The 22651-nt window shown below is 65.6% G+C and carries 18 protein-coding genes; 7 read left to right on the forward strand and 11 right to left on the reverse strand.

Translation table 11 applies throughout. The annotated features are described in order from the left end of the window. Positions 1–31: 31 nt before the first annotated feature. A complete protein-coding gene (gene cysK, locus NE591_RS09330; RefSeq protein WP_114539305.1) occupies positions 32–964 on the forward strand; it encodes a cysteine synthase A in 933 nt (310 codons plus the stop codon). Positions 965–1084: 120 nt separating this feature from the next. Beyond that, positions 1085–2740, forward strand: a complete 1656-nt coding sequence (locus NE591_RS09335; protein WP_256156620.1) for a PAS domain-containing hybrid sensor histidine kinase/response regulator — start codon at positions 1085–1087, stop codon at positions 2738–2740. A gap of 6 nt (positions 2741–2746) precedes the next feature. On the opposite strand, the gene NE591_RS09340 is transcribed toward NE591_RS09335, so the two are convergent. Further along, positions 2747–3727 (reverse strand): YafY family protein, encoded by a 981-nt coding sequence (locus tag NE591_RS09340; protein ID WP_256156621.1) that lies wholly within the window; start codon positions 3725–3727, stop codon positions 2747–2749. Positions 3728–3752: 25 nt separating this feature from the next. After that, positions 3753–4862, reverse strand: a complete 1110-nt coding sequence (locus NE591_RS09345; RefSeq protein WP_117284657.1) for a cation diffusion facilitator family transporter — start codon at positions 4860–4862, stop codon at positions 3753–3755. A gap of 595 nt (positions 4863–5457) precedes the next feature. Between NE591_RS09345 and NE591_RS09350 the strand changes: the two genes are divergently transcribed. Continuing rightward, entirely contained in the window at positions 5458–5655 is a 198-nt protein-coding gene (locus NE591_RS09350; RefSeq protein WP_256156622.1) for a hypothetical protein, read from the forward strand. Positions 5656–5690: 35 nt separating this feature from the next. Here the strand turns inward: NE591_RS09350 and NE591_RS09355 are convergent, their stop codons facing one another. Together NE591_RS09355 and NE591_RS09360 are read right to left on the reverse strand one after the other, a co-directional pair. Further along, on the reverse strand, positions 5691–6641 hold the full coding sequence (locus NE591_RS09355) for a hypothetical protein (RefSeq protein WP_114548680.1): 951 nt from the start codon (positions 6639–6641) through the stop codon (positions 5691–5693). Positions 6642–6801: 160 nt separating this feature from the next. Then, a complete protein-coding gene (locus tag NE591_RS09360) occupies positions 6802–8037 on the reverse strand; it encodes an LL-diaminopimelate aminotransferase (protein ID WP_256156623.1) in 1236 nt (411 codons plus the stop codon). A 267-nt stretch (positions 8038–8304) separates the two neighbouring features. Between NE591_RS09360 and NE591_RS09365 the strand changes: the two genes are divergently transcribed. Further along, positions 8305–11694 (forward strand): molybdopterin-dependent oxidoreductase, encoded by a 3390-nt coding sequence (locus tag NE591_RS09365; RefSeq protein ID WP_227070529.1) that lies wholly within the window; start codon positions 8305–8307, stop codon positions 11692–11694. A 10-nt stretch (positions 11695–11704) separates the two neighbouring features. Continuing rightward, positions 11705–13090 carry a 4Fe-4S dicluster domain-containing protein gene (locus NE591_RS09370; RefSeq protein WP_173114120.1) on the forward strand — a complete coding sequence of 462 codons (1386 nt, stop codon included), beginning with the start codon at positions 11705–11707 and terminating at the stop codon, positions 13088–13090. A gap of 327 nt (positions 13091–13417) precedes the next feature. On the opposite strand, the gene NE591_RS09375 is transcribed toward NE591_RS09370, so the two are convergent. From NE591_RS09375 to ettA, 3 genes are all read right to left on the reverse strand, one after another. Continuing rightward, positions 13418–14185 carry a zeta toxin family protein gene (locus NE591_RS09375; RefSeq protein ID WP_114548685.1) on the reverse strand — a complete coding sequence of 256 codons (768 nt, stop codon included), beginning with the start codon at positions 14183–14185 and terminating at the stop codon, positions 13418–13420. 2 nt (positions 14186–14187) lie between these two features. Continuing rightward, the gene (locus tag NE591_RS09380) at positions 14188–14757 is read right to left on the reverse strand and encodes a helix-turn-helix domain-containing protein (protein ID WP_114548686.1); all 570 of its coding nucleotides are present in this window, start codon (positions 14755–14757) and stop codon (positions 14188–14190) included. A gap of 206 nt (positions 14758–14963) precedes the next feature. Further along, positions 14964–16643, reverse strand: a complete 1680-nt coding sequence (gene ettA / locus NE591_RS09385) for an energy-dependent translational throttle protein EttA (protein ID WP_227070531.1) — start codon at positions 16641–16643, stop codon at positions 14964–14966. Positions 16644–16888: 245 nt separating this feature from the next. Here ettA and NE591_RS09390 point away from each other — a divergent pair, with 245 nt between their 5' ends. After that, the gene (locus tag NE591_RS09390; RefSeq protein WP_227070532.1) at positions 16889–17356 is read left to right on the forward strand and encodes a low molecular weight protein-tyrosine-phosphatase; all 468 of its coding nucleotides are present in this window, start codon (positions 16889–16891) and stop codon (positions 17354–17356) included. Between the two features lie 29 nt (positions 17357–17385). Here the strand turns inward: NE591_RS09390 and NE591_RS09395 are convergent, their stop codons facing one another. From NE591_RS09395 to thrH, 4 genes are all read right to left on the reverse strand, one after another. After that, on the reverse strand, positions 17386–17739 hold the full coding sequence (locus NE591_RS09395; protein ID WP_114548690.1) for a nitrous oxide-stimulated promoter family protein: 354 nt from the start codon (positions 17737–17739) through the stop codon (positions 17386–17388). Between the two features lie 236 nt (positions 17740–17975). After that, positions 17976–19010, reverse strand: coding sequence for a trans-aconitate 2-methyltransferase (locus NE591_RS09400; RefSeq protein ID WP_114548691.1), 1035 nt, complete (start codon positions 19008–19010; stop codon positions 17976–17978). Beyond that, the gene (locus NE591_RS09405) at positions 19007–20857 is read right to left on the reverse strand and encodes an elongator complex protein 3 (RefSeq protein ID WP_256156624.1); all 1851 of its coding nucleotides are present in this window, start codon (positions 20855–20857) and stop codon (positions 19007–19009) included. Before NE591_RS09405 ends, NE591_RS09400 begins: the two co-directional genes overlap by 4 nt. A gap of 184 nt (positions 20858–21041) precedes the next feature. After that, positions 21042–21641 (reverse strand): bifunctional phosphoserine phosphatase/homoserine phosphotransferase ThrH, encoded by a 600-nt coding sequence (gene thrH / locus NE591_RS09410; RefSeq protein WP_114548692.1) that lies wholly within the window; start codon positions 21639–21641, stop codon positions 21042–21044. A gap of 224 nt (positions 21642–21865) precedes the next feature. On the opposite strand from thrH, the gene NE591_RS09415 reads away from it, so the two are divergent. Beyond that, on the forward strand, positions 21866–22552 hold the full coding sequence (locus tag NE591_RS09415) for a dioxygenase (RefSeq protein WP_231699511.1): 687 nt from the start codon (positions 21866–21868) through the stop codon (positions 22550–22552). Positions 22553–22651 lie beyond the last annotated feature (99 nt).

Raw genomic sequence — 22651 nt, forward strand, 5'->3', positions numbered from 1 at the left:
CGCGGTGCGTTTCAACCAGAAAGGACCTGCCATGACCATCCACAAGAACGTCACCGAGCTGATCGGGCATACGCCGTTGGTGGAGCTGACCAACTACGAGCGCGCCCACGAGCTGCCCGCCACGCTCATCGGGAAGGTGGAGTCGTTCAACCCCACCGGCTCGGTGAAGGACCGCGCCGCCCAATCGATGATCGACGCCGCCGTGGAGGCCGGGGTCCTCGACGACGAGACGGTCATCATCGAGCCCACCTCCGGCAACACCGGCATCGGCCTTTCGGCCATCGCCGCCGTGCGGGGCAACCGCATCATCATCGTCATGCCCGAGACCATGTCCGTGGAGCGGCGCAACCTCATGCGCGCCTTTGGGGCGGAACTGGTGCTCACCGAAGGCGCCAAGGGCATGAAGGGCGCCATCGAGGAGGCCGAGCGGCTGGCGGCGGAGATTCCGAGCTCGTTCATTCCCTCGCAGTTCTCCAACCCGGCGAATCCGGCCGTGCACGAGCGCACCACCGGCCCGGAGATCTGGGAGGACACCGATGGCGCGGTGGACATCCTCGTGGCCGGCGTGGGCACCGGCGGCACGCTTTCGGGCACCGGGGCCTATCTGAAGGCGCAGAACCCGGCCATCCAGGTGGTGGCCGTGGAACCGGCCGGATCCCCCGTGCTCTCCGAGGGCCGCGCCGGCGCCCACAAGATTCAGGGCATCGGCGCCGGGTTCGTGCCCGAGACGCTGGACACCGCTATCTACGACGAGGTCATCGCCATCGAAGACGAGGAGGCCTTCGAGGCCGGGCGCGAGCTGGCTGCCCATGACGGACTGCTCGTGGGCATCTCCTCGGGCGCGGCCGTGGCGGCGGCGGCGAAGTTGGCGCGCCGACCCGAAAACGTGGGCAAGAACATCGTCGTCATCCTGCCCGACACGGGCGAGCGCTACCTTTCCACCGCCATGTTCGATTTCTCGTAAGCCTTCCACGTTTCTCTTTCGTTACAAATTCGTGGGCTCATCGACAGCTTCGGGGGCGCTGGGCAACGGCCGTGGTAGCATACGGAAAGCACCTTTTCGGCCGACAGAAGAAAGCAGCACATGGCAACCTCGGCGCCCTCCATATTTCCCGCTTTAGCCCAGCTCGACATCGGCGACGTTCTCGCTCATATGCCAGGCGGCTTTTTCGTCTACCATGCCGATGGCGACGAGGCGGTGGTCTACGTCAACGAGGCCTGCCTGCGCATCTTCGGCTGCGCTGACGAGGAGCAGTTCGTCGCGCTGACGGGCGGCGCCTTCCCCGGCATGGTGCACCCCGAGGACATCGAGGCCGTGGAGCACTCCATCAGCCGTCAGATTCAGGCCGACCGGTACTCCATGGACTACGTGGAGTACCGCATCATCCGCCGCGACGGCTCGGTGCGTTGGATAGAGGACTACGGCCACCACGTCACGTTGGACGCGGGCGAGTTCTTCTACGTGTTCATCAACGACGCCACGGACAAGCTGCGCGAGCGGGCCGACGAGCTGGAGGCGGTGAACGCCCAGCTGCGCGAGGCCTATGCCCGCGAACTCGAGCACCGTACCATGCTGCGCAACGCCCTTTCCGAGGCCGAGGCCGCCAACGTGGCGAAAAACACGTTCCTCTCGAACATGTCCCACGACATCCGCACGCCGCTGAACGCCGTGGTGGGCTACGCGTCGCTCATCTCGGCCCATGGCGGCGAGGCCGAGCGGGTGCGCGCCTACAGCGACAAAGTTCTGGCCGCTTCCGAGCAGCTGCTCGACGTGGTGAACGAGACGCTGGAGATCAGCCGCATGGAGGCGGGCCATGTGCAGCTGGCCGAGGCGGAATGCTCGCTTTCCGAGCTGGTTCTGCAGGCGCGCATGGACATGGTGGATCTGGCGGACCGCGCCGACGTCACCCTGGCCTGCGACATTGAGCCTCTGGCCCACGATCGCGTGCTCGTGGATGCCGTGCGCCTGTCCCACGTGCTCACCCAGCTGGTGGACAACGCCATCAAGTACTCGCCGGCTGGCAGCACCGTGCGCATCAGCGTGGCCGAGAACGCCGGCGCGCCCCAGGGCTTCGCCAGCTTCCGCTTCGTCGTGGCCGATAAGGGCGTAGGGATGGAGCCCGCGTTCATGGAGCGCATGTTCATGCCCTTCGAACGGGAGAGCAACACCACGGCTTCGGGCGTTCAGGGCACGGGACTCGGGCTCACCATCGTGCGCAACGTGCTCGATCTTATGGAAGGCGAGCTTGCTGTGGAAAGCGCGCCGGGGGAGGGCTCCACTTTCACGGTGGACATCACCTTCCGCCAGGCTCCGGCCGACGTGGCCGCCGAAGCGCCGCGTCCGAGCCGCGGGCGGGGCCCGGTGCACCGCATTCTGCTCGTGGAGGACAACGAGCTCAACCGCGAGATCGCCTGCTGTCTTCTGGACGACGCGGGCTATGCGGTGGACACGGCGGAAAACGGCGAGGTGGCCGTGGGGATGATCGAGGAGGCCGATGCGTGCGCCTACGACTTGGTGCTCATGGACATTCAGATGCCGGTCATGGACGGCTATGCCGCCACCCGCGCCATTCGCGCGCTGCCCGACCCGCTGCGCGCATCGCTGCCCATCATCGCCGTGAGCGCCAACGCGTTTTCCGAGGATCGCAAGCGCTCCCTGGAAAGCGGCATGGACGCGCACCTTCCCAAGCCGCTTGACGTTCACCGCCTTCAGTCCCTCATCGAGAAGGTCGTGCATTAGACGATTCTAGTAGCTGTCGGCGATGCCTCTTAGGTAGTCGGCGTACTGGCGGCTCAGGGCACTGGGGGCCTCTAGGCGCACGGCGGTGCCGAACTGGGCGAGCCAGCCGAAGAACACGGGGCTGGCGGCCACGGTGACGTGCACGCGGGCATGGGTCGCATCCACCGGCGCGCTTTCCACGTCCTTGCCGAAGCGGTCGATAATGGCGCTCATGACCGATTCCTCCACCAGCAGCGTCGCCGGCGTCGTCTCGCCGCCGAACATGGAGAACGTGCGAGAAGTGTAGGCCGCCGCATCGAAGGTGGCGATGCGCTCGTTGCGCACGGCCGCCTCGTCGGTGATGCGCAGCCCCTGCATGCGATCGACGCGGTAACTGGGGAAGGAGTCGTGCTTCTCGTTGTAGGCGATGAGGTAGTAGCAGCCCTCGGAGTAAATGAGGCACACCGGCGTCTCGCAGTAGATGCGGCCGCCCCCTTGGGGCTGTGGGCGCTTGTTCACGTCGTGCTTCACGTAGCGGAAGGCCACCTGCCGGTGGCGGCGGATGGCCTCGTGCAGCGTGTCCACGTGGTGGAACACCGATTCGTTCTGCATCTTGATGCGGCCTTCCACGTGCACGTTCTTGGAAAGCGCGGCGGCCTGGTGGCAGGAGCCCAGAGACGCCAGGCCTTCGGTGAGGCGATGGGCCATGCGAACCGTGAGAAAGCGCGAGGACTGCACGGCGTCGGTGAGCAGCATGAGCTCGGCGGCGGTGAAGGTGCGCGAGACGAGGGCGTAGCTGACCGGGTACGTGGGAAGCTTCGCGATGTCGAGGCCGAAGTCGCGAAGGGCGTCCAAGTCGCGGTACACCGATTTGCGCTCGGCCTCGATGCCCGCCTCGGCCAAACCCGCGATGATTTCGGGGCAGGTGAGGCCGTGGTTCTCGTCGGTGCGCTCGTAGAGCATCTTGGCGAGGTTGAGCAGCTTCAGTTTCTGGCTCTCGCCCGCCATCGTGCGCCCCTTTCCCCATGATCGCCTACGTTGGCTGATCGTCTTCGTAATCGTGGTCGATGACGACATTGTAGGTGTAATCGGGATATTTTTCCTTCAGATGGGCGATTATTTTGTCGCGGATGGCGTCGTCGTCGGCCTTAAAGCCTATGACCAAATCGAAGTAGATGGTCGAGGTTTTCTCGTCCACGTAGAAGCCGTGCATCTGCAGGATCGCCGGGTCGCTTTTCGCGAGGGCATCGAGGTCGGCATGCAGAGGGGCGAACGCACCGGTCGTGTTGGCGGCGTAGATGCCCACGGTGGCGAGGATGCCGAACTTCTCGGCGAGCCCTTCGCTGATCTGGCGGGTGAGGGCGTGGATGTCGCGGGCGCACATATCGTCGGGCACTTCGATGTGCACCGAGCCCAAAATCTCGTTGGGGCCGAAGTTGTCCAGCACCACGTCGTAGGTGCCGCGCACGTCGGGGAAACTGTTGGCGTAGGCAGTGATGTCGTCGACGAGCTTTTTGTCCTCGGGGCCGCCGATGAGCGGGGAGAGCGCGTCGCCGAGCACCTCGAAGCCGGCTTTCAGCACCACGAGCGAGATGATGAGGCCCACGGCGCCGTCGATGTTCAGGTTCCAGAAGTTCTGGGCCGCCGCTACCACCAGCGTGCCGGCCGACAGCACTGCGTCATAGTTGGAATCGATGCCCGAGGCGATGAGGGCCTCGGAGTTCGTTTTGTCGCCGAAGCGCTTGAACATGATGCCGATGGCGATCTTCGCGAGGATGGCCACCACGATGACGGTGATGGTGATGGCCGAGTAGCTGGGGGTGCCGGGGTGGATGATCTTGTCGATGGACTCGCGCAGGGAGATGAAGCCGGCCACCAGGATAATGATGGCGATGACGACACTGGTGAGGTATTCCACGCGACCGTAGCCGAAGGGGTGGTGGCGGTCGGGCCGGCGCCCGGCGAGCTTGGTGCCCACGATGGTGACGATGGAGGACAAGGCGTCGGTGGCGTTGTTGACGCCGTCCAAGATGATGGCGATGGAATGGGACATGAACCCGACGGCCATCTTGAAGGCGACGAGCAGCGCATTGCCGATAATGCCGTAGATGCTCGCCTTGACGATTTCCCTCTCGCGGTTCATGACTCTCACCCCTGATGGTTTGCGCTTGTGCCTCTTGGGTCGGCGCGCCTCGCTGTATTATGGGCGCCGTTGCTACTGGTGCGGCCGTTGTTGTGGCTGCTGCGCTGGCGCCGATGCCGCCGCTGGTGCCGCCACCGGCGCGGCTGTTGACGCCGCCACTGGTGCCGTTGGCGCGGGCGCGCGTTGTCTCATGGGTCGATTATAGGTCTCTCTCCAGGTGGGCAAGTCCCCGCCCCGTAGCCTTTCCGAAGCAGTTCGGTAACTATCCTGCTCGCCGCCGCCGATTGCGGGCGCTTTGGCAGAGAAGATGGGAAGGCAAGCAGACGGCGTTGACCGCCTGCGGTTGCGCACCCATCCGTAGCCTGAGACGGTTTTCTGCCATCGCCGTTTCCCGTTTGCGACATTTTGGGCCCTCGGGCTATGCTGCTTTGGCAAAAACCCACGTCTGGCTACGGGTTTTTGCCCCTTTTTGAGTTTCGACCCGCAGCCAGAGGGGGCTTTTTGTCGGGAAGGCTGCGGTGGCCTGGCAAAAACCCCTCTCGTGCTACGGGTTAGCGAACGGTGCTCTGCGGGTGGATGGGGTATATGCGCCGATTTGGGGCAAGAGGAGATCGGTTCGAGAAAGAAAGGGAAAGAGAAAGGGAAAGAGAAAGGGAAAGAGAAAGGGAAAGAGAAAGGGAAAGAGAAAGGGAAAGAGAAAGAGAAAGAAAGAGAGAGAAAAAAAGAGAGAAGATCGTTCCAAGAAAGAGAAGGCCCTCCGGCTATAGAGTGGGAGGGCCTTCGTGGCGGGTGATGGCGGCAGCGATGTGGCTTGCCCGCGAGTCGAAGTTAGGCGGTGGGCTTGTCGTTGTCGGCGTCGTCGGTCGCAGTGTCGGCGGCTGCGGTGTCGGCGTCGGAGGAGATCTCCTCGACGACGGCTACGCCGGCCTGGGCGTCTTCGATGTAGTTGTCAGGCAGGACGATGGCCGGCTCGGCTGCGGCCTCGGCGGCTTCCTCGGGAGTCTCGGCCGGGGCGAAGGTGTCCTCCTCGACCGTTTCCACCACGGCGGCGGGGACGGGCTCGGCGACCGTCTCCTCCGCGACGGCAGCTACGGGTTCGTCTGCTGCGGGCTCGGCCGCGACGACCTGTTCGGTGGCGACGACTTCTGCCGCAGGGGCCGTAGCGGCCGTGGCGGGCATCACTGCGCCGGCAACGGCCTCGGCGGCCACGGCAGCGGCCACGGGAACAGCGGCGGCCGGAGCGGCAGGCTGCTGGGGCGCAGCGGCTGCGGGCTGCACGGGCTGCTGCGGGGCTACCGGTGCGACAGGCGCAGCGGCCGGCGCGTAGCCGTAGGGAGCCGCGGGCGCCGGCGCGGCGGCGTACAGGGCGCGATCCTTGTTGGCGAACACGGCCACGATGATGCAGAGCACGAGCGACACCCAGCAGCAGGAGAGAAGGCTCACCACGGCGGCGACGATGTTCCAGATCATGATGCCGCGCAGTTTGTCGGGCTTGGCCGCGCCGCGCACGCCGAGGATGCCGGCGATGAGAATGAGCACGGCGCAGACGATCACGAGGAAGACGAGGAAGCCCAGCATGCCGAGCAGCACTGACACGTCATCGGTGGTGAAATAGAGGCCGTCGTCGGTGTAGAAGTAGTCGTAGCCGGAGCCGGAAATGGCGGCGCCGCCGACGCCGAGGCCTGCCCAAGCGATGAGCATGCCGAAAATGCCGAGGGCTGCGAGCACGATATTGGCAATGCTCATGCCCTTGATGGCCTTCGCATGGTTGGTGTTCATGGTGTCTCTCCTTGAATCGATGCGGTCAATGCGATGGTGACCAGTATAGCGGCGAATTGTTGAGTCGCGTCATCGGCGATCAATTGTGGAGCGTTTGTTGACAAGCGTCAGCAAACGGCGCGCGGGCTCGACTGAGCGCCGGTTCCGTGGTGCGCTTCGGCTAGTCGCGACTCTCGGCATCGAGCATCCGCTTGATGCGCTCGACGGCCTCGCGCGTGTCGTCCGCGTCGCCGAAGGCGGTCAGGCGGATGTAGCCCTCGCCGGCCGGCCCGAACCCGGCGCCGGGGGTGGTGATGACGTTGGCCTCTTCCAGAAGGCGGTTGAAAAAGTCCCAGGAGCCGGTGCCGTTAGGGGTGCGGCACCACACGTACGGGCTGCTGTCGGCGCCGTACACCTCAAGGCCGGCCGCCGCCAGGCCCTCCTTTATCGTGCGGGCGTTGGCGCGGTAGAAGTCGATCGTCTCGTCCACCTGGGCCGCCCCCTCCGGAGTGTAGATGGCCGCCGCGCCCCGCTGGATGACGTAGGAGGCGCCGTTGAACTTGGTGGTCTGGCGGCGGTTCCACATGGCGTTTAAGCTCTGCCCCTCGCGTACCAGGTCACGCGGCACCACGGTGTAGCCGCAGCGGGCCCCGGTGAAGCCGGCGGTCTTCGAGAAGCTGCGGAACTCGATGGCGCACGTCTTCGCGCCGGGAATTTCGTAGATGGAGTGGGGGATGGCGGGGTCGGCGATGAAGCGCTCGTAGGCGGCGTCGAAGAGGATGACGGCATCCGTGGCGTTGGCGTAATCGACCCATCTTTGCAGGGCCTCGCGGGAAAGCACCGTGCCCGTGGGGTTGTTCGGCGAGCAGAGGTAGATGAGGTCGACGGGCGCGTCGGGCAGGGCTGGCGTGAAGTCGTTCTCGGCGGTAGTGGGCATGTAGACGATGTTCGTCCAGCGCTCGGTGTCCGTGTCGTAGTCGCCGGCGCGGCCGGCCATGGCGTTGGTGTCCACGTAAACGGGGTAGACCGGGTCGCACACGGCCACGACGTTGTCCTCGGCGAAGATGTCGCCGATGTTGCCGCAGTCGCTTTTGGCGCCGTCCGAGATGAAGATCTCGTCGGGGTCGATGGCGATGTTGCGGGCGGCGAAGTCGTGCTCGGCGATGGCGTCGCGCAAAAAGGCGTAGCCCTGCTCGGGGCCGTAGCCGTGGAAGGTCTCGGCGGCGGCGAGGTCGTCTACGGCGGCGTGCATGGCGGCGACGACGGCCGGGGCGAGCGGGCGGGTGACGTCGCCGATGCCCATCTTGATGAGGCGCGCGTCGGGGTTCGCTTCCTGGTAGGCGGCGGTGCGCCGGGCGATTTCCGAGAACAGGTAGCTGCCGGGCAGCTTCTCGTAGTTGCGATTGATGCGGGCCATGGGGCCTCCTTCATGGTGCGGTTCTCTGATGCGCTTAGGTTAGGGGGCGAATGTTTCCAATGGGAAAAGACGAGGATAAACCTCATCAATGGGCAGATCAGCGCCGCAATCGTGGACAATTTGTGGGCATCTCGCCTACGGCGCGCGCTCGGGGTTTTTGAGCGTCCGCACGACGGTCTCTTGTGTGAAAATGAAGGTTCTAAGAGACAGGGTGTGAATAGGCTTGCGCTAGCAGGACGCGGGCCTGTGCGAAGGAGACGTTCGTCCATGAAATTGACGCGGAGAGGCTTTCTGGCCGGCGCCGGAGCCGTGGCGGCGGGAAGCGCGGCATGGGGTTTGGATCCGAATCGAGCCTGGGCCGACGAAGAGGTCGCCGAAGAGCCCGCCGGCACCGACGAGGCGCCGGCCGAAGAGCCTGCGGCCCCTGCGGGGCCGGTCGTCGTCTGCGAGGAGTGTCCGGGCGCCTGCACACTGGTGCTCGAGGTGGAGGACGGGCGGGTGGCGGCGGTGCGCGGCGACGGCGCGAATCCGTTCTCTGAAGGGCGGCTCTGCCTGCGCGCTCAGGCGCTGACCGACTTGTGGAAGGCGCCCGAAGGGGCGACCGAGGACGGCGCCGGTGGCGATGGTGGCAATGGCGCGGGCGGCAACGACGCCGCGAGCGAAGGCGCGACGACGGCCAGTCCGGGGCGCTTGACCTCGCCGCGGGTGCGTCGCGCCGGGTCGGATGCATGGGAGGACATCTCCTGGGATCGCGCACTGGATGAGATCGCCAACTTGGTGAAGGACACGCGGGACGCCACCTTCGAAGAGAGCATCGAGGGCGTGGAGGCCGACGATGAGGCGCAGGGCGAGACGGACTTCGACGAATGGGACTGGAGCGACCGCGGCGGCTACGGCGACGATGGCTACGGCGACAACGACTACGGCGCCCGGAAGCGTCCCCGCGGCGTGCCGGTCATGTGCACTCGGGCCATCGGCAGCTTCGGCGGCGCGCGCCTTGTGGCTGAGGAGCAGTTCCTGCTCGCCAAGGCGCTGCGATCCTGGGGCGTGGTGAACATCGACTCCGAAGCGGCTTTCGGTCGGCGTGCCTTCGCAGCCGGTGTCGCCGCGACCCTCGGCATCGCCGAGCCCGACGGGCTCTGGAGCGATATCGCGAACACGGGCTGCCTGCTCACTCTGGGTGCCGATGTTGCCACAAGCCAGCCGCTCTCCCTTCGCTGGATCGAGCGTGCCCGGGATGCGGGCGCGCTTTGGATCGCCGTGGATCCGCTGCGCTCGGCCTCGGCCGAGATGGCCGACATCCACGTGCCCATCCGCCCCGGCACCGACATCGCGTTTCTCGGGGGGCTGGCCAAATACGCCATGGACAATTCCCTCTGGCAGCCCGAGTACGTGCTGAATTTCACCAACGCCTCCTACCTCATGGACCCCGCCTTCTCCTTCGACGCGTCAAGCGGCGCCTTCTTCGGCTGGGATCCCATGACCGGCACCTACGACAAGACCAGTTGGGGCTATCAGACCGACGGCTTCGACACGTGGAACATGCGCTTCGACGGCGAGTTCTCCTGGGTGCGCGGTGAGGGCGTCCCTGCCTGGGCCGTGCCGTCCCAGCCGCGCTGCGAGCGCAATATCACGCTGCAGGACCCGGCTTGCGCCTGGGTGCGCCTGCAGGAGTTTCTCGCCCGCTACGACTTGGACACGGTGGCCACCGTCTGCGGCGTGGAGCGGTCGCTGCTCGAGCGCGCCTACGGGGCCTTCGCGGCCACGGGCGCGGTGGAGGGGGCGGGCAAGGTGCTGGCCGGGCCCGGTCTCGTGCAGCACGGCACGGGGGCCCAGGCGGCGCGCGCGGCCGCTGTGGTGCAGCTGCTGCTCGGCAACATCGGCGTGCCCGGGGGCGGCATCTCCTACCTGGGGGGCGCTGCGAATGAGGGGCTGGCCGATGCCATGGGGCTTTCGCCGGACATGTTCTGCGGCGATCTTCCCTGGCCCACCGAGGGCGAGACGACGCTCCAGGCGTGGCTCGAGGCCCACACCGAGCCGGCCGGCGCGGGTTCACTGCGGCCCCGTGCCCTGGTGTCGGCCCTGCGTGAGTGGTGGGGCGAGGAGGCGGCCTTCGACAACGACTACGGCTACGATTGGCTGCCCAAGGCACCGGCTGGCGGTGCGTCGTTCAGCGAGGCGCTGTGCACAGGCTTGCTGCAGGGGTGTTTCCTGTGGGGCGCCGATCTGGTGGGGAGCGCGTCTTCGGGCGTTACGGCCGACGACGTGGGGCGCCTAGCGTGGCTCGTCGTGACCGACGGCTCGCCGAACCTCACGGCTACGTTTTGGGAACGGGTGGAGGATCCTTCCCAGCAGCAGACGACGGTGTTCCAGCTGCCAAGCGTCCTCGGCTTCGAGAAGGCCGGCATCCGGGCGAGCGGCGGCCGCCTTCTGCAGCATGCTGAGGCGGCGGTTGAGCCGGCGGCCGAGAGCCGCACGGACGCTGCCATCATCGGCGATATGTGGGAGCGCGTGTTCAACCTGTACGACACCAAGGGCGGTGCGGCGACGGATCCGATCCTTAAGGCCCGGTGGGACTACGTGACATCCGACAGCATCGATCTGGTGAAGGTGGCCTGGGCGATGAACGGCTATGTCGTCGAGGACAGCGACTGGGACGGCGGCGAGCTGGTGCTTTTGGAAGGTGCCGACGGGCTGCGCGCCGACGGCTCGACGGCCTGCGGCGCGGCTTTCCTGGCGGGGCTGTGGTCGAACGGCGCCAGTGCGGCTGATGCGGCCGAGCAACCCGTGGGACGTCGCGACGGTGCCGACGAGAGCGGTCTGGGGCTTTTCCCCGGCTGGGGCTTCACGTGGCCCGGCAACGTGCGGGTGCGCGGCAACCGGGCGAGCGCGAACTTGGCGGGCCAGCCCTGGGTGCGCGAGCGCAATCTCCTTACTTGGGAGGGGGAGAGCTGGGCCTGCATCGATGCGCCCGACTTCCCGATTCTGCGCGACGGACGATGGCTCGAGCCGGACAACCAGGCCTTCCCCGGTACCTGGGAACAGGTGGGGCTTTTGGTGTCCGACCGGTTGGGCGACGGGCCTGTGCCCGAGCACTACGAACCGTTGGAGTCCCCGTTGAACAATCGCCTGAACGGGGCTTACGCCTCTCCGGTGCTGCTGGCGGCCGCCGCGAAGGCACCCGGTGCCGCAGGCGACGACGGGGCGGTGGATGCCGCCGTGGCCGATGCGCTGGCGCCGGACTACTCCTCTATGCAGGCGGATCGCGCGGCCTATCCCATTGCGGCGGTCATCAACGGCTCGGACGGCCGCGACGGCGCTCGGCGCGCCCTGAGCGAGACGCTGGCTGCCGCGGAGCCCGGCTGCTTCGTGGAAATGTCGGCGAGTTTGGCTCGCATTCGCGGCCTGGCCACGGGGAAGTGGGCCCGCGTGTTCAACGAGCGCGGATCCGCGGAGGCGCCGGTGCTCGTCACCGACCGTATCCGTCCCTTCCAATGCGAAGGCAACGAGGGCCACTATGTGTGCTTGAACGGCATGGCCCTCGGCAGCGAGGACGCCGCGGCGGCCATGTGGGGCGTTTTGGCCCCTGCGGCGGAAAGCCCCGTGGGGGCGGCCCGCGATGTCAAGGGTTTCCTGGTCGATATCGAGAAGGCTTAGGGGGAGCATCATGGCTGTCAAGGCAATTCTTTTCGACAGCAGTCGGTGCTCTGCCTGCCAGGCGTGCGTCGCTGCCTGCAAGGGCCGCTTCGGCCTCGGGCCTGCGTCGTCGTCGGAGGATATGGCGGCGCGCGCGTTCGGGCGGGCGGCCGTGCTGGACGAGGAGGCGCCGCTTGCCGTGGCGCGCTTCGAGCGCACGCTGGCCGACGGCGGCACCGTGTGGGAGGCGGCCCGCGCCGGCTGCGTGCACTGCGCCGAGGCGCCTTGCGCGGAAGTGTGCCCCACCGGGGCGCTGGCGGTGAGCGGCGAGACGGGTTTCGTGTCTCTGGACGCGGCCCGCTGCGTGGGCTGCCACTTGTGCGCTATGGTGTGTCCCGCCGACGCTCCCCGCCATCGGGGAGAGCGCGGCGAACTCTGCCTGTGCGACGGGTGCGGGGCCGAGGTGGCCGAAGGTTCCGTGCCGGCCTGCGTCGCCGCCTGCCCGCTGGACGCTCTGGCCTTCGACGACCGCGATGCCGTGGTGTCCCGGGCCAACGAGCGGGCGGCGGTGCTGCGCGAGCGCGGCTGGGCCAACGCTTCAGTGCTCGGTGTGAGCGAGCAGGGTGGTCACCATGTAGTGCAGGTGATGAAGTACGGTGTGGGTGGTTCCATGCACGAGGCGCTGGCGTCTACCGGCGAGGTGGAATGGCTCGATGCCGTAAAGGCGGCCGGTCCTGCGTCCGTGGGCGTCCTCGGCCTTGCCGCTGCGGGCGCCGTAGCGGGCTTGGTTTCTGAGTCCCGCAAGCAGCGCACTGCCGAGGCGGAGGCGGCTGCTGCCTCGATGGCCACGTTCAACCCCCTGCTTGACAACGAGAGTGTCGAAGGCGGGGAGGGTGCCGATGGCGATGCGCGTGAGGTCGTGGAAGAGAGCGCTCTTCAGGCCGCTCTGCGCCGTCGCAATGCCCTGCGCACCAAAAAGGGCGCCACGCCTGGTGCTGCCGCTGCGGCCGCGTTGGCCGCGGTGCCCGTGGAGGAGTACCACTGGTACAACGCCGAGACGACGGATGACGACGAGGCGGAGGATGTCGAGCCGCGCCTCGTGAGTTGCGGTCGTGCGCGCTTCGGCATGAAGGACTACGGCGTTGCGGACGGCTGGGGCGAGGACTTTGCCGGCGATGCGGACGACGCTGACGAGATTCTCGTGGTGGACGAGCTGAGCGACACCGGCGAGCTGTACGACGTGGAGGAGTTCAACCGCCTTCTGGCCGAAGACGCCGCCCTTGCCGCGGAGGGCGGGGAGGCCGACGACGCCGAAGAGCCCGGCGATCCCGAGCCGGCCGATGAGCTCGAGGCGATAGACGATTCCGAGCCAGTTGACGACACTGGGGAAGAAGAGTCGGCTACAGAGCGTTCATGACGAATCGTGCATCTTTAGACTGAAAAGATATACGCTCTATGCTACAATGCGAAACTACGAGGGACGGAACCGAACCGTCCCCCGCAGGGTGTCAAGCCCGCTTGGCCTGGTCAGGATCGGCGGGCTTTTTTTGCGCCCTTATGGACGCGAAAACCCACCTGATCGTTTCCCAGACGACTGCGGACGCGACGCCCGCAAGCACTGAGGTGAAAAACTCCCTCATCGGTTTCACCTCCTTCCCATGGCTCGGAGGTGTGTGCTTGTACGGGATTGACCCGCGCCCTGGCTCTCGCATCGAGGGACAGGGCGCGACTATCCCGTGGTATCCTACTTCCTGCGCAGCTGTTCTAGCTTGGCCTTGAGTTCGTTGTAGTGGCGCCGCTCCTCAGAGGTCCAGGGGCCGAAGAGGATGGTGCGCAAAGCTTCCTCGGCGCTATCGCCGGCCCCTTCGCGAGGGAACAAGCACGTTTGACTTCGGTCGTAGAGGGCGATCTCGTCGAACATTCCGCTTGCTTCCAGGACGCCGAGGTTGGAGACGATCTGGTCGATGATCTTGTTGTGGTGCGCCGGATCGGTGGCTCGGGGCGTGGTGCCGGCCACGCGCATCTCCTCGTAGCGTATCTGGCAGCTGACGAGCGATATCTTCGGCTTTACGGCCATGAGCGCGAGGGACACCCCGTAACCGCGCTGGCGCAGCAGCTCCGCCGTTTTCAGGGGCACCTCTGCCGTGCGCAACGTGCTCTCGATGACGAGGTTGTACCCGATGCGCGAAAGCGAGTCGATAAGCGCCTCGGTCATGCGTCCTGCCCATGGCGCAGTATAGTTAACGGCCTCGTCTCCGTAGATGCGCTGAAGCTCCAAGAAACGGGGGTGGAACTTTCGATAGTCGTCCCCGTTGATGCTGATGCCATTGCCGTCCAGTCGGCGATGGATGATCTTGTGGAGCGTGGTTTTCCCTGCCCCGCTCTGGCCCCCGAGCAAAAAAGCCTGAGGTGGCGATTCAAGGGTAGGGCGATAGGCGCTCAGGAGATTCCAGCGCAGCTCTTCGAACTTTTCGCTGAACTCTCTTTCGGTGTATTTGTCTTCATCGCCCATGATTAGGCCGCCTTTGCGAGCTGGGTCGAAAGAAATTGCTGAAAGCCTTTCAGTTGCCCTCGTATCTCATCGATAGCATGTTGGTTGGCCGCTGAGTCCGAGAGAATTTCGGGCACAAGGCGAGCGATCTGTTGCTCGATGTCGTCGTAGATTATCGTTAGCTCGTCATTTCCCTTGAGCTTTGCCTCGGCGCGTGCTCTGGAGATCTGCGCCATGATGTCCCAGGCGGATTCGTTCAACACCTCCTGCTGCAACGTTATCTCGTAGATTTCCGTCGTGTCCATGACGTCTCCTCCCTCGTCAAAGGTCACTTCCGCGTAGACGATCTTCTCGACCGATGCGCGCTGCTTGGGGGTAAGCGCGTCGCCGTCGCGCTCGAGGCAGCCGGCCATGAACGCGGGAATCATGGTGGCGCGAATGAGGTTGGCGTTGGCCTTGGTGGGGGCGATACCCTTCTCGTAGCGAGTGATGCTGGCCTCGCCGATGCCGAGTAGCCGCGCAAAGGCCTGTTGGGAGAGCCCGTAGTGCTTCCGGATCTCCTTAATTTGCTGGGACATGTCGTGTTCTCTCATGATTATCCAATCTATAGATTGCCTAATAGGGGTATTATATCAGTTAGATTAGGACATATTCGACATGAATTCGAGAAAATGATAGAGAAAAACTCAGCAACATATCAATCAAAAGATAGAAAGAGGGCGATCCCTGTGAGACCGCCCTCTTCGATGGGGGAATATGATAAGTGCGCCCTCGTCGGCCCCAGGGCCACTGTCGGCGCCTAGTCGCGGGTTAGTTTGCGGTGGAGGCGGTGGGGCTTGGCGGCTTCCTTGCCGAGGCGTGCCTCGCGGTCGGCCTGGTAGGCCTCGAAGTTGCCCTCGAAGAAGTGCCAGCGGCCCGGATTCTCGTCGTCGCCTTCCCAAGCCAGAATATGGGTGGCGATGCGGTCGAGGAACATGCGGTCGTGGCTGACCACGACCGAGCAGCCGGGGAAGTCGAGCAGCGCCGCCTCCAAGCTGGAGAGGGTCTCCACGTCCAGGTCGTTGGTGGGCTCGTCCAGAAGGAGCAGGTTGCCGCCCTCCTTCAGGGTGAGCGCCAGGTTCAGCCGGTTGCGCTCGCCGCCGGAGAGCACGCCTGCGGGCTTCTGCTGGTCGGCTCCCTTGAAACCGAAGGCGGCCACGTAGGCGCGGGAGGGCACTTCCGTTTCGCCGACCATCATGTAGTCGGTGCCACCGGACACCACTTCCCACAGCTTCTTGTCCGGATCGATCCCGGCGCGGTTCTGGTCGACGTAGGCGATCTTCACCGTCTCGCCGATTTCCAGCTCGCCGCCGTCGAGCGGCTCTAGGCCCACGATGGTCTTGAAGAGGGTGGTCTTGCCGACGCCGTTGGGGCCGATCACGCCCACGATGCCATTGCGGGGCAGCTCGAAGGACAAGTCGTCGATGAGCACGCGGCCGTCGAACTCCTTGTGCAGGTTCTTCGCAACGAGCACCTTCGAGCCCAAACGAGGGCCGGCGGGAATCTGGATCTCCGCGAAGTCGAGCTTCTTCGCCTTGCCGGCCTCGGCCACCATGGCGTCGTAGTTGGCCAGACGCGCCTTCGACTTCGCCTGACGGGCCTTCGGCGAGCTGCGCACCCATTCAAGCTCGCGCTCCATGCGCTTGGCGAGCTTGGCCTGGGCCTGTCCCTGGGCGGCCATGCGGGCGGCCTTGGTCTCCAAGTAGGTGGAGTAGTTGCCCTTGTAGGGGAAGAGCTGCCCGCGGTCCACCTCGCAGATCCACTCGGCGGCGTGGTCGAGGAAGTAGCGGTCGTGGGTGACGGCGAGCACGGCGCCGGGGTAGGTCTTCAGGTGCTGCTCGAGCCAGAGCACCGATTCGGCATCCAGGTGGTTGGTGGGCTCGTCGAGGAGCAGCAGGTCGGGCTGCTCCAGAAGCAGGCGGCACAGGGCCACGCGACGACGCTCGCCGCCGGAAAGGATGCTCACGGGCGCGTCCGGGTCGGGGCACTGCAGCGCGTCCATGGCCTGGGAGAGCTGGGAGTCGAGGTCCCACCCGTTGGCGGCGTCGATCTCGTCCTGCAGTTTGCCCATCTCGTCCATGAGCGCGTCGAAGTCGGCATCGGGAGCGGCCATCTCCTCGCCGATCTGGTTGAAGCGCTCCACCTTGGCCAGCACATCGGCGAAGGCCATCTGAATGTTCTCGAGGACGGTCTTGTCCTCCTCGAGCGGCGGCTCCTGCAGAAGGATGCCCACGGTGTAGCCGGGCGTCAGGCGCGCCTCGCCGTTGGAAACCTCCTCGAGGCCGGCCATGACCTTCAACAGGGTGGACTTGCCCATGCCGTTGGGCCCCACGACGCCGATCTTCGCGCCGGGGTAGAACGACAGCGTAACGTCGTCCAGAATAACCTTGTCGCCCACCGCCTTGCGGGCCTTGTACATTTGGTAGATGAACTCTGCCATGATGCTCCTGTTCCCTCTGCTCGGTCCCTCGGCCCGCAGCGCGAGGCGCATGCGAGAAGGCCGTCTCGCCGAGCGAGCCGTCCAATGCTTGGGCGGTATTTTCCCAGAAGTAACCGACGGGTGCTATGGCGCCTTCGCGATACTGGAAGAAAACCGCGACTTGTGGCTTAGGGCGATGGGGGTTGCTGTGAGATAATATGCGCCGTATCTTTTAAACAATCGGTCTCCTTGCAAAGGATTTCCCCATGCCCCAGTCTCCCATTCGCGTCCTTTTCGTCTGCCACGGCAACATCTGCCGATCGACTATGGCCGAGTTCGTGCTGAAGGACATGGTGGCGCGGCGGGGGCTTGCCGAGCAGTTCCGCATTGAGTCGGCGGCGACGAGCACCGAGGAGATTGGCAACCCGGTGCATCCGGGCACGGCGGCGGTGCTGCGCGAGCATGGTATCGGCGGCTTCGAAGGCAAGCGCGCCCGCCAGCTGCGCCGCGCCGATTACGACGCCTTCGACTTCATCATTGGCATGGACACGGCCAATATTCGCAACATGAACTGGATCCTCGGCGGCGACCCGGACGGCAAGGTGCTCAAACTCTTGGAATTCGCCGGCACCAACCGCAGCGTCGACGACCCCTGGTACACGGGTGATTTCGAAACCACCTATGCCGACGTGTGCGATGGCTGCGAGGGGCTGCTGGCGTATTTGGGGATGTAGTCTCGCCGAGGGACGAGAGGGCGTCGGCCTTATTTCTTTAGCAGATGCCGGATGGCAGCGATTGGGTGGCGCGTGATCATGCGCGGACCGGCGTAACGCATGATGGCGCGGATCTGCTCGCGCTGGGCGGGGGCGTAGCAGTGGTTGCCGCATTCCTCGCAGCTTGTTTTGTGGGCCATGGACCGACAGCGCTCGGTGCGCAGGACGCAGTAGTCGTCGATGGCCTTGCACGCGGGGCAGAGCGCCTCGCCGGCATGGCTGGTCTCGGTGCGTGCGGTCGCCTCGTGGTTGCCGGCGCAATAAATCGCCACCATGTTCGAGATGGTGCGCTTCTCGCGCTCGCGGCGGCGAGCGACTTTGGGGGTGTCAGGTATTCTTGCCATGGTGCGCACTTTAGCAGATTTCCCGCTGATGTGCCGTTCTTGTTAGCTCCTTCAAACTTTCGCCAAAAGAGCGAGCAGCCGCAAAATGACGATGTTGACGTCACAAGCGTCATTTTGCGGCTGCATTTCTCTCAAACGGGGCTGTTTTGGTCTCCGGTCAGTCACGAATTGACGCTTGTTACGGGAAGACCGTGAATTCGCGGCTGGAAAACGGTGGGGACGAGGGTGCGTCTGGGCTAGAGGCGCTGCAAAATGAGGTAGCGGTTGAGGTTGCCCTGCTTGCCGTCGGCGGAGAAGCGGGCGACCTCACGCAAGGGGAGGGAGGCGGTGGACGCGCAGCTGCTGGCAGAAGGTGCGCTGGGGTTGCGGATGGGGGCGAGGAGGGCATCGATTTCCTTCTCGGGCGTATGGTGGCAGAAGCGGTAGACGCCCTCTGCGTGCTGCCAACCGAGGAGAAAGTCGTTTTCTTGGAAGGTGGGCAAGCCGTGGGCGACGCGGCCCTCGGCAGTGGCCGCGGCGGCCTTGGCGGCCAAGCGCGCATCGTTCAGGAACTGCCAGAACGACACGATGGCGAAGCCGCCGGGCCTCAGGGAACTAAGGAGCCCTTCGAGAACCCGGGCCCGCAGGGCGCCTGTCGGCAGGTGGTGCATGAGTCCGAAGGCGACAGCGAGGTCGCAGGAGTTGCGCGGGAGACGATCGGCGAAGGTGCCGTCGAGGAGGGATTCCACGATGTCGAGGGCGCGGAGATCTACGGTGGTCTTTTCGGGGAGGTTCGTGCCCTGTCCTGAAGCATCCCCTCCTTTCGTTTTGGAAGCAGCAGAGGAGCTGCTAGGGCTGTGCGGAAAGGCGGCAGATAGGGCGCCGATTGCGGGAGATGCCAGATCGGGGCAGTTGTCGAGGGCGGTGATGCGCAGGGGGGCGTTCGTGTGTTCGGCGAGGAAGCGCTCGAAGCGGAGGTTGCCGCAGCCAAGGTCGAGGATGGTGAGGGGCGCCCCGGAATCGCCGGCACTGTCATCGGGGACGCGGGCGGCGTGGCTGGGGAAGGGGCCTTGCACGGCATCGTGGGCCGTGATGAGCTCCCAAGCCTTCTCCCAGCCATGCCAAGGGGCTTGTCTCGTGGCCGAGAACGAGGCGGCCTCGCGGGCGTAGAAGTCGCTCGTGAGGGCGTTCAGCTTGCGGATGACCTGGGGGGAGTAGGCGCCGGGTTGCGAGGCGCTCTGCGTGGTCGTTGCTCCAGATGCGGAAACGCGTTGCTCGTCGGCGATGCTCATGGCAGCGGCCGCTTCTGATAGAGCCCGGCGTCCTTAAAGCCGAGGTTGCGGTAGTAGACGCGGGTGCCCACGGCGCTGATGACGTTAATCGCGGTGTACCCGGCCGCCGCTGCTTGGGCGCAGGCCTCTTCCACGAGCGCCCGCCCGAGGCCCAGATGCTGGGTGCCCTCGCCGGTGCGGTGCAGGGCGGCCACCTTCCCGTACACATGCACTTCGCGGATCATGGCCTCCTGCGGTGCGGAGGGGGAAGCAGGCGAGGAACCCCTCGCCTCGCTTTGCTCGCTCTTGATGGGAGGGGTAGCAGGCTCGTTGGCGGTGTCGCGGGGAAGTGGCGTCGGCAGCGACAGGCGGCAGAAGCCGGCGATCTTGTTCTCGGGGGTGATCCACTCAAGGAAGTGTTCTTCGGTGGCGGCGGTCTGGTAGGCGATGGTCTGAAGGGAAAGGTCGCCCACGGTGGCGCCTTCCACGGAGATTTCGCGGGAGCGAATCTCGGCAACCTCCTCGTCTGTGGCATCAACGGCGGCTTCTACCACTTGGCGCAGGTTGGTCTTCTTGTTGCCGGCGAGGATGTCGGTGGCGGAGATGTCGCGGATCATGCGGGAGATGCGTGTCCAGGGCGGGGTGGCCAGCACGTCCTGGACGAGGACTTCCACGAGCTCTTCCTCGGTGTAGGGGCGCCAGCAGCCGTCTTCGAAATAGTCGGTGAGCCGGGCGCTTTCCACAAGGCAGCAGGGGTACAGCTTCACCTCGTCGGGCAGAAACGCCGGGTCGGTGACGAGGCGGCGATAGTCGGCGGCATCGGCAGCGGGGTCGGCGCCGAGCAGGTTCACCATGAAGTGCACGTGGCTTTTGAAGCCGAACTGCCGCAGCAGGGCCATGGCGTCGGCGATACGCGCGGACGTGATGGCGCGGCCGTTGGCGGCGAGCGTCTCGTCGTTCAGGCTTTGGATGCCGATCTGCACCTTGGTGCAGCCCAGCGCGCGCAGAGTGCGGCAGGCCTCGGCGGTGACGAGGTCGGGGCGCGTTTCCACCACCAGCCCGACGACGCGCTTCGGTGCCGTTTCGTTGGCGCGATGCAGGGCGAAAAGATCGTCCCAGGAACAGCTTTGCGGCACCTCTTCCTCGCTGTAGGCCTCCCGCCACGCCTCGTTGTAGGTGAGCTCTCCGGCGTCGATGCGCTGTTGAAGCGGGGCTGCCGCGGCGGCCAGGGCATCGCGGTCGCGGGGGAGGCCGCGTCTCTCGTACCATGTCCGGCGCTCAGTCGCCTCGCGGACGCGCTCCTCGTCGGAAAGGTTCAAGGCGCGGAAAAGCTCGCCTGTGAACCAGCGCTGGTAGCTTTCGGGGTAGTCGCTCCAGGTGCCGCCCAGCACGATAAGCTCCACTTTGTCGGTGACGTGCCCCATGGCGGTCAGCGTCCGCAGGCGCGCGGCCACTTGGAGGAAGGGGTCGAACCAGCATCGTTCGGCCCGCTGGCAGGCCGGCTCGTCGGAAAGATAGCTCTTCGGCATGCGGATATCGTTCGGGCAGAACACGCAGGCGCCCGAGCACGGCCAGGGCTTCGTGAGCACGGTGATGGTGGCCACGCCTGAGGCGGTGCGCCGGGGCTTGGCCTGCAGAAGGCGCACGAGGGCCGCGTCGGTCGCCTCGCTTATGTTCCATGCCGCCCACCGCTCGGGCTCCTCGGCCTTCACGCGCAGGTAGAAGGGGAGGAGCCGCCGCTTGGCTACCTGGCGCGTGCCGTCGTGAGCGGCGCGGTTGTACCGTCGCACGAGCTTGTCGAGCCACGCGGCGTCAACATCCTCGCCTGCTTCCAGAGCAGCGATTATTTCTAAGAGTGCTTCTTCCATAAGAATGCAAAAGATACCAGGTTCGCCCAAGGAAGCCAGCGAGGTTCCGACAGGTGCCTGCAATTCGCTTGAAGCGCGGCCGGGCGGCCTTTGGGCCGTGAGGGAAAGCGCTGAACGCAAAGGGCAGGCGCTTGTCGGAACCGCAGCGTCGACGGATCCGTTCGTCTCGTTAGGGCGAACGGAACTATAGGGCGGCCTTGATGGCGGCCAGCAGCTCGTCGTAGGTTTCCAGGGCCGGCAGCTCCGGGTACTCGGCCTTGATGGCATCGGTGGTGCGGAACAGAAAGCCGGCCTTCGAATCCAGGATCATGCCCAGGTCGTTATGGGAGTCGCCGGCGGCGATGGTTTCGATGCCGCAGGAGTGCAGCGCGCGCACCGTGGTGAGCTTACTTTCGGGGCAGCGCATCGTGAAGTCGGTGATGGCGCCATCTGCGGCTACCACCAGCTCGTTGCAGAACAGCGTCGGCCAGCCGAGCTTCTCCATGAGGGGCTTGGCGAACTGTTCGAAAGTGTCGGAGATGATGATGACCTGGGTGAGGCTGCGCAGCTCGTCCAAAAACGCGCGGGCGCCGGGCATGGGGTCGATCTTGGCGATGACCGCCTGCACGTCGGGCAGGCCCAGCCCATGCTCGGCCAGAATGTCGAGGCGCCACTTCATGAGTTTGTCGTAGTCGGGCTCGTCGCGGGTGGTGCGCTTAAGCTCGGGGATGCCGGCTTCCTCGGCGAAGGCGATCCAGATTTCGGGAACCAGCACGCCTTCCAAATCGAGGCATACGACGTTCATAGGGCACTCCTTCCGTGGGCGGCGCCGGGGCTTAAGGCCTGCGCGCCGCAGGGTTTCGTCGGCAGAAGCGTACCCCACTGAAGGCGCCTTGCCGCCTCGGAAGCGGAAAGATGGCGCAGGGGGCGACTTCAGCGGTAGCGCGGGCGCCCCTCTTGCTATACTGGGCGTTCCAAAAAGAAGGCGTCGGTGCGGCGCCGAAGGCGGCAAGGGCGAGGAGTACGGCTGTGACCAAGGTCATCAAGAGAGAACATGCGGAGCGGGCGCGGGCCCACGAGAGCGTGCTTTCCGTGCCCGAGGTCATGCGTACGGCCCCCGGCATCGCCATTCAGGGACGCAAGATCCGCTCGCTCGTGTTCTCGACGGATCTGGCCGTCATCTGCCACTGTGACGCCGATGCGGTGCTCGCGGTGTACCCCTTCACCTGCCAGCCGGCCATCACCCAGGCGCTCGTGGCCGCGTCCCAGCGCCCGGTGTTCAACGGGGTCGGCGGCTCCATCACCCAGGGCGAGCGCTGCGTGGAGGCGGCCCTGCACTCCGAGATGTCCGGCGTGGCCGCCGTCGTGGTGAACACGTCCATTCCCGTGGAGTCCATCTCGGCGCTCGTGGAGAAGGTGGCCGTGCCCGTGTGCGTGACGGCCTGCGCCGCCGATGACGTGGTGCGCCGCCAGATTGCGGCTGGCGCCTCCATCGTGAACGTGGCCGCCGGCTCGCGCACGCCCCAGGTGGTGGAGGCTTTGCGCCGGGAATATCCCGACCTGCCGATCATCGCCACGGGCGGCCCGACCGACGACGCCATCCGCGCCACCATTGCGGCCGGGGCCGACGCCGTCAGCTGGACGCCGCCGGCCATTGCCGATCTGGAGCGCGAAGTGATGGAGAAGGCCCGGCGCTTGGCCGCCGAGCTGTTGTAGAGCCCTGCAAGTGCGATCCGTAGGGGGCATCATTCCGGTTGGGAGGGCTGACCAAGGTCAGCCCCTACGGGATGTGAGGCAAGCGAGGTTGACCGGCTC

Source organism: Adlercreutzia sp. DFI.6.23, assembly GCF_024462535.1.
GTDB classification, from domain to species: Bacteria; Actinomycetota; Coriobacteriia; order Coriobacteriales; family Eggerthellaceae; genus Adlercreutzia; species Adlercreutzia rubneri.

What these genes read in the sequence shown, in the direction of transcription:
- cysK (WP_114539305.1), top strand. Translation starts at nt 32, where the DNA reads ATGACCATCCACAAGAACGTCACCGAGCTGATCGGGCATACGCCGTTG.
- NE591_RS09335 (WP_256156620.1), top strand. Translation starts at nt 1,085, where the DNA reads ATGGCAACCTCGGCGCCCTCCATATTTCCCGCTTTAGCCCAGCTCGAC.
- NE591_RS09340 (WP_256156621.1), bottom strand. Translation starts at nt 3,727, where the DNA reads ATGGCGGGCGAGAGCCAGAAACTGAAGCTGCTCAACCTCGCCAAGATG.
- NE591_RS09345 (WP_117284657.1), bottom strand. Translation starts at nt 4,862, where the DNA reads ATGAACCGCGAGAGGGAAATCGTCAAGGCGAGCATCTACGGCATTATC.
- NE591_RS09355 (WP_114548680.1), bottom strand. Translation starts at nt 6,641, where the DNA reads ATGAACACCAACCATGCGAAGGCCATCAAGGGCATGAGCATTGCCAAT.
- NE591_RS09360 (WP_256156623.1), bottom strand. Translation starts at nt 8,037, where the DNA reads ATGGCCCGCATCAATCGCAACTACGAGAAGCTGCCCGGCAGCTACCTG.
- NE591_RS09365 (WP_227070529.1), top strand. Translation starts at nt 8,305, where the DNA reads ATGAAATTGACGCGGAGAGGCTTTCTGGCCGGCGCCGGAGCCGTGGCG.
- NE591_RS09370 (WP_173114120.1), top strand. Translation starts at nt 11,705, where the DNA reads ATGGCTGTCAAGGCAATTCTTTTCGACAGCAGTCGGTGCTCTGCCTGC.
- NE591_RS09375 (WP_114548685.1), bottom strand. Translation starts at nt 14,185, where the DNA reads ATGGGCGATGAAGACAAATACACCGAAAGAGAGTTCAGCGAAAAGTTC.
- NE591_RS09380 (WP_114548686.1), bottom strand. Translation starts at nt 14,757, where the DNA reads ATGAGAGAACACGACATGTCCCAGCAAATTAAGGAGATCCGGAAGCAC.
- ettA (WP_227070531.1), bottom strand. Translation starts at nt 16,643, where the DNA reads ATGGCAGAGTTCATCTACCAAATGTACAAGGCCCGCAAGGCGGTGGGC.
- NE591_RS09390 (WP_227070532.1), top strand. Translation starts at nt 16,889, where the DNA reads ATGCCCCAGTCTCCCATTCGCGTCCTTTTCGTCTGCCACGGCAACATC.
- NE591_RS09395 (WP_114548690.1), bottom strand. Translation starts at nt 17,739, where the DNA reads ATGGCAAGAATACCTGACACCCCCAAAGTCGCTCGCCGCCGCGAGCGC.
- NE591_RS09400 (WP_114548691.1), bottom strand. Translation starts at nt 19,010, where the DNA reads ATGAGCATCGCCGACGAGCAACGCGTTTCCGCATCTGGAGCAACGACC.
- NE591_RS09405 (WP_256156624.1), bottom strand. Translation starts at nt 20,857, where the DNA reads ATGGAAGAAGCACTCTTAGAAATAATCGCTGCTCTGGAAGCAGGCGAG.
- thrH (WP_114548692.1), bottom strand. Translation starts at nt 21,641, where the DNA reads ATGAACGTCGTATGCCTCGATTTGGAAGGCGTGCTGGTTCCCGAAATC.